Below are 3,421 nucleotides of genomic sequence, written 5' to 3'. Positions count from 1 at the left end.
GTGGCCGGCGGCACCGGCGATGCCCGCATCGCCGGTGCCATCCCAGGACGCACGCTGCTGCGGTATGGTTCGGCATGGAATTCCACCCAGGCCCCTCCATGCAGATCGCAGTCTTCAGCGCCCGGCCCTATGATCGCCGCTTTCTTGACGAGGCCAATCAGCGCGGCGCCGCAGAACAGGATTTCGCGTTCGTCTACTTCGATGCCTCGCTCGACCTGCATACCGCCACGCTGGCACACGGCTGCGACGCCGTCTGCGTGTTCGTCAATGATCGTCTTGATGCCCCTGTGCTGCAGGCCCTGCACGCTCAGGGCGTGCGCGCCGTGCTGCTGCGGTGCGCCGGCTTCAACAACGTCGATCTCGCCGCTGCGACGTCGCTGGGCCTGTTCGTCGCGCGCGTGCCGGCCTACTCACCTGAGGCCGTCGCCGAGCATGCACTGGCCCTGGTGATGACCCTCAACCGGCAGACACATCGCGCCTACAACCGCGTGCGCGAAGGCAACTTCATGCTCGATGGCCTGCTTGGGCACACCCTGCATGGCCGCACCGTCGGCATCGTCGGCACCGGCAAGATCGGTGTGGCGACGGCGCGCATCTTCAAGGGCCTGGGCTGCACGGTGCTGGGCCATGATCCCTATCCATCGGCATCCTTCGCCGGGCTGGGAGAAAACGTGGCTCTGGCCGAGCTGCTGTCCCGCGCCGACATCGTGTCGCTGCACTGCCCATTGACGGCGGATACCCATCACCTGATCAACGATGCGTCGCTGGCGCAGATGAAGGCGGGTGCCATGCTGGTCAACACCTCGCGTGGCGGTCTGGTCGACACCCATGCGGTCATCCGCGCGCTGAAATCACGCCGGCTGGGCCACCTGGCCATCGACGTCTACGAGCAGGAAAGCGCGCTGTTCTTCCAGGATCTCTCCGGGGAAATCATCGACGATGAAGCGTTCCAGCGCCTGATGACCTTCCCCAACGTACTGGTGACCGGCCATCAGGGCTTCTTCACCGTGGAGGCCCTGCAGGAGATCTCGGCGATCACGCTGGGCAACCTGGCGGATTTCGCAGCCGGGCGGGCGTGCGCGAACCGGGTGGAGGCAGGCTGACCGAGGGTGGATTGACCACCGGGCAGGGGAGCCCGTAAAATCGCGTGCTCGGCCGGAATAGCTCAGTTGGTAGAGCGGCGCATTCGTAATGCGTAGGTCGCAGGTTCGACTCCTGTTTCCGGCACCATGTTTGATGAAAAGCCCCGGCCCTGGTCGGGGCTTTTTTGTGTCTGGTGGCGCCGGGCCATGCCCGGCGGAATACGAGGGCAGGTGGCGCGATTCGCCGCCCGACTGGGGGTGAGGGCGACCTTCGGCCGTTAGTGCTTCCTGTCGTCGGCCACAGGCGCGACGGATGGCACTGCGACGTCCAGTGGCCCTGCATAGGCAGGGGCGTTGGCGGGGCGGCACTCTCTCGAACACAGGTAACCCGCATGTCGAACTCGTCGATCTCCCCCCTCACTTCCCGGTCCAGGCTGAGCATGGCGATGTCGTTCGCTCTGATGGCGGGACTCTCCACGCTCGATGCGCAGGCAAGCACCTTCCATCTGAACGGCGACACGATCTACTACTCCGGCGGCGTCGAGAGCAGCGATCCCAGGACCTTGGAGCGCATTCTCAGCGCGGCGAACCGGCAGGGACGGACCATCCGCCAGATCGTCTTCCGCAATTCACCCGGTGGTGCTGCCAGCGGTGGCGTTGGCATGGGCGAGGTCATCCGTCGCAATGGCCTGGATACCGTGCTGGACGGTGGTTGCTACTCGGCGTGTGCCGATGCGTTCGTCGCCGGTGTCAATCGTCGGATCACCCGCTTCGCCCTGCCGGTGTATGACGGTTACGACATGACCGTGCTGGGGATCCATGGCGAAGCCCGGGATGGTGTTCCCACGCCGTACCCGGGCCAGGAGAAGTACATCCAGTACTACCGGGACATGTTTGGCGCCAGGGACTTTGCCGTCATTGAAGGCCGGATCACCCAGGCCCACTACGAACTGACGGAAAGCTCCGGGTTCCTGCGCTATTTCGATCCGGCCACGATGGCCATCGCGACCCGCTTCTGCCCGACCCGCGACACCAGCGACGACGGTGGCTGCACGGCCTATCCGGACGTGACGCTGTTCAGCGACAGGGTGGCGACCTCGATGGACTATGCAACGACCAACGATGTCCTGATCATCGATGGCAAGCGGGTGAGCGGAAACATCAATCCGGCATTCGATCCCGCGCAGTTCTCCTATGTGCGCGATGTGGATGTGGACAAGGTCGTCGGCGGCGATGCCTTTGGCGTGATCAAGCTCACCGCGGGCGCCCATTGGTCCGCGACGGAAGACAGCGGTGCGTCGATTCTGTGGGTGGACTCGGGGAGGCTGGACATCACAGCGCAGAGCAGCCTGCTTACCGGCAACAGCGTGATAGGACGCAACGGTGCCGTCGATGTGAGGGACGGTCTGCTGAAGGCCGGGAGCACGATCGTGGACGGTTCGCTGTCCCTCGCCTCGACCGGCGAACTGGACAACAGCGATACGCTGCTGGTCCGGCGTGGAGGTGAGGTGGCGATGGCCGGTGGTCGAATCTCCACGGCCGTCGTGACGCTGGATCCAGGGGCCGCACTGAAGGGGCATGGAACCATCGGCGCGACGGCCTATGTCGGGGACCCGGACTATCCCGACTTCCCCTGGAATGTTCCGCAGGTGGCGCGGGTGAGGGTGGCCGGTGGCGATCTTCATCCGCAGGGCGGCCCGTTGACGGTCAACGGCTATGTCAGCTTCGCCTATCCCAATGCCGGCCGGCTGCTGTTCGACATCACGCCGGAAACGCGCCAGGCGGGCCTTGTACTGGACGCATTCGAAGTCCATCGCTGCGACAGCCAGGGCAGCTACTACTATTGCGGAATCGGGGCGGCCACCACTGCGCCGGGCTTCCTGATCGGCGGCACGGTCGGCAAGCTCGCGCTGGATATCGCACCGGGCTACTACCGCCAGGATCTTTCGATCCCGCTGGTACAGGGACGTATCTATGGCAGCAAGGAAGGCAACGAGCTGACCACCGCGCTGTTGAACGACAGTGACAGCGAGTTCGATGCCAGCGTGCCGCAGCTGCAGGCCGGACAGGTCGCCTTCACCCGTGCCGAGCGGCAGGACGGCTCGGGCTACAGTGCCGATCTGACCAGTGCCGACACGGCACAGCGCAGGTTCCATTCGCGCGAGAACTCGCTGCTCACGTTCAATATCGTGCAGACCGGCGACGGCATCTGGGCGGTCGCCAATCCGGCCTTCGATGACGTGTCTCCGTTCGCCAACGTGGCGTCGGGCGCGGGCCTCGGCCAGGCATTGAGGACGGCCGCGTCGCAGCCGGCGTCGGCGCTGGATCCGCTGCTGGGT

The 3,421-nt window shown here is 65.2% G+C and carries 1 protein-coding gene, 1 tRNA gene and 1 pseudogene; all 3 read left to right on the top strand.

Annotated features, from left to right (window positions below; translation table 11 throughout):
• Window positions 1-98: 98 nt before the first annotated feature.
• A complete protein-coding gene (locus tag AC06FB_RS18830) occupies window positions 99-1,103 on the top strand; it encodes a 2-hydroxyacid dehydrogenase (RefSeq protein ID WP_478053980.1) in 1,005 nt (334 codons plus the stop codon).
• Window positions 1,104-1,154: 51 nt separating this feature from the next.
• Window positions 1,155-1,230, top strand: a tRNA-Thr gene (locus AC06FB_RS18825).
• Between the two features lie 298 nt (window positions 1,231-1,528).
• A pseudogene (locus AC06FB_RS18820) lies at window positions 1,529-3,421 on the top strand (autotransporter outer membrane beta-barrel domain-containing protein); the annotation flags it as partial.

The sequence above is a fragment of the Stenotrophomonas sp. Steno-C15 genome, assembly GCF_056393265.1.
Note: the sequence above shows the minus strand (reverse complement) of the source record. Positions and strands in the feature narration are given on the sequence as shown.